The following is a 2,239-nucleotide window of genomic DNA, read 5'->3' on the forward strand; positions in this document are numbered from 1 at the left end:
TCACTAATGAGCCATCTTCCACTTCCAGCTCTTCAGCATCTGTCACTTCATAACCCAGCTTGAATGCTTCAACGGCAGCCTTCTCCAACACGTCGAACTTCTCAGCGGAAAGGTGATGTTCAATGGTGTATAGCGCATCTGGGTCACTGCCATCGTCTAGCAGTTCTTCGATGATCAGGCGGGTCTCGTCACGTTGTTCGTCCAGCATTTCGCGGTTTGCCATGCCTTTATCCTCAGTCAATGGGCTTTGTATGATGCTATTTTCCCACACCCACGCTAATGCCTCCACTATAAACGAGAAAGATTTATTGATTAGGGTTGTAATTGAATAATTATACGTATAAATTGAATTTAAATTCATATTGAAGTTCAATTAATCCCCCCAATAATTGGTGTTGTAGCCAGACCGCAAGTTATGAAGGGCAAATGGAGATGAACAGATGAGTCAGTTCTATAAACGTCACTTTCTAAGGTTACTGGATTTTACCCCCATCGAGATTACGGCCCTGCTGGATCTAGCTGCTGAACTCAAGCAAGCCAAGAAATCAGGCTGTGAGCAGCAAAAATTAGCAGGTAAGAATATCGCGCTCATCTTCGAAAAAGACTCGACTCGTACCCGATGCTCTTTCGAAGTTGCCGCATATGATCAAGGTGCTCGCGTGACTTACCTCGGCCCAGGCGGGAGCCAAATTGGGCATAAAGAATCAATTAAAGATACCGCCAGAGTGCTAGGCCGCATGTATGACGGTATCCAATATCGCGGTCACGGGCAACAAATCGTTGAAACGTTGGCCGAATTTGCCGGCGTCCCGGTATGGAATGGTCTGACAAATGAATTCCATCCAACCCAGCTACTGGCTGATTTGCTGACCATGCAAGAGCATTTGCCGGGTAAGGCGCTGAGTGAAATGAAGTTTGCCTATCTTGGTGATGCGCGTAACAACATGGGTAACACCATGCTGGAAGCGGCGGCTCTGGTTGGAATGGATCTGCGCCTGGTTGCACCAAAAGCATGTTGGCCGGAGGCCAGTTTGGTGGCGGCTTGTCGAGCGCAGGCACAGAAAACGGGCGGAAAAATCACGCTGACAGAAGATATTGCCGAAGGGGTAAAAGGCGCTGATTTCCTGTACACCGATGTTTGGGTGTCAATGGGTGAGCCGAAAGAGGTGTGGCAAGAACGTGTTGCCTTACTGAAACCTTATCAGGTCAATATGGAGGTGGTAAAACTCACCGGTAACCCGCAGGTCAAATTCCTGCACTGCCTGCCTGCATTCCACGATGACCAAACTACCGTGGGCAAACAAATGGCCGAACAGTATGATTTGCCGGGGGGAATGGAGGTTACCGAAGAGGTGTTTGAATCTGCTCACAGCATCGTATTTGATCAAGCAGAAAACCGCCTGCATACCATCAAAGCAGTGATGGTCGCGACATTGGGTCAAGACTAAACATAACAGGGCCGATCATCTGATGTGTCGGCTTTTAATTATTTTCACATCTAATCAATAAGCGTTATTGGCGCAGGCAGATTGAGTGCGGACAGCGCGCAGCCAACGGAGCATACACGGAGTATGTGACGGCGGCGAGCACTGCCCGAAGCTCAAGCTGACAAGTGAAATAGCTTATTTTACAGATATCTTCACAACAGCTTTACGCACATTAGCCGGTTCCCCCACCGCACACAGTGGTTTATGCACTTCACCCGGGTAGAACACCACAAAATCACCGGTCTGCATAACAAACTGCTTCTCATCAACACCCGCCGGTAAAAAAGCGATGTCTTTGTCCGCTAACCAGTCAGTGTCCGGCTTACCGGCAGGCTGATTACTGAACGTCATCCCCTCGACGCCCGCCAAAACAATCTGAATATCCAGATACTTAGCGTGATATTCCGCACGGCGATTTTCCAGATAATCCGTGCAGTCATTGGAGATCAATACGAATAGATTATTGCCATCAACATCATGCTTACCCAATGGGGTTTCTGCGGTGATATGGCTCTTCACATACTCAATAGCTTCTTTTAATTGTGCAGGCAGATAAGGCAACAATTCCAAATGATGAATATTTCCAGTAATCATGGCTTTCCCTTTCGTGTAAATAAAATGAAATAACGTTTCATTATAACCAGTTCACTGTTCATTTAGTGGGAAGTGTTTAACATTTATTAAGCTGGAATAAAGATTGTGCTGCTGCTGGACGAATTAATAATCATTACTTTTTTGTATAATTTTTTTAT

The 2,239-nt window shown here is 46.5% G+C and carries 3 protein-coding genes; 1 reads left to right on the forward strand and 2 read right to left on the reverse strand.

Annotated elements, in window-relative coordinates; all coding sequences use genetic code 11:
• On the reverse strand, positions 1-223 hold a 223-nt coding region (gene rraB / locus V1952_RS21310), incomplete at its 3' end, for a ribonuclease E inhibitor RraB (RefSeq protein WP_420075499.1).
• 217 nt (positions 224-440) lie between these two features.
• Here rraB and argF point away from each other — a divergent pair.
• The gene (gene argF / locus V1952_RS21315; protein WP_372557871.1) at positions 441-1,448 is read left to right on the forward strand and encodes an ornithine carbamoyltransferase; all 1,008 of its coding nucleotides are present in this window, start codon (positions 441-443) and stop codon (positions 1,446-1,448) included.
• A gap of 174 nt (positions 1,449-1,622) precedes the next feature.
• Here the strand turns inward: argF and V1952_RS21320 are convergent, their stop codons facing one another.
• The gene (locus V1952_RS21320) at positions 1,623-2,081 is read right to left on the reverse strand and encodes a YhcH/YjgK/YiaL family protein (protein WP_420075500.1); all 459 of its coding nucleotides are present in this window, start codon (positions 2,079-2,081) and stop codon (positions 1,623-1,625) included.
• Positions 2,082-2,239 lie beyond the last annotated feature (158 nt).

Origin of the sequence: Yersinia sp. 2542 StPb PI (assembly GCF_048593855.1) — a bacterium.
Taxonomy (GTDB): Bacteria; Pseudomonadota; Gammaproteobacteria; order Enterobacterales; family Enterobacteriaceae; genus Yersinia; species Yersinia enterocolitica_E.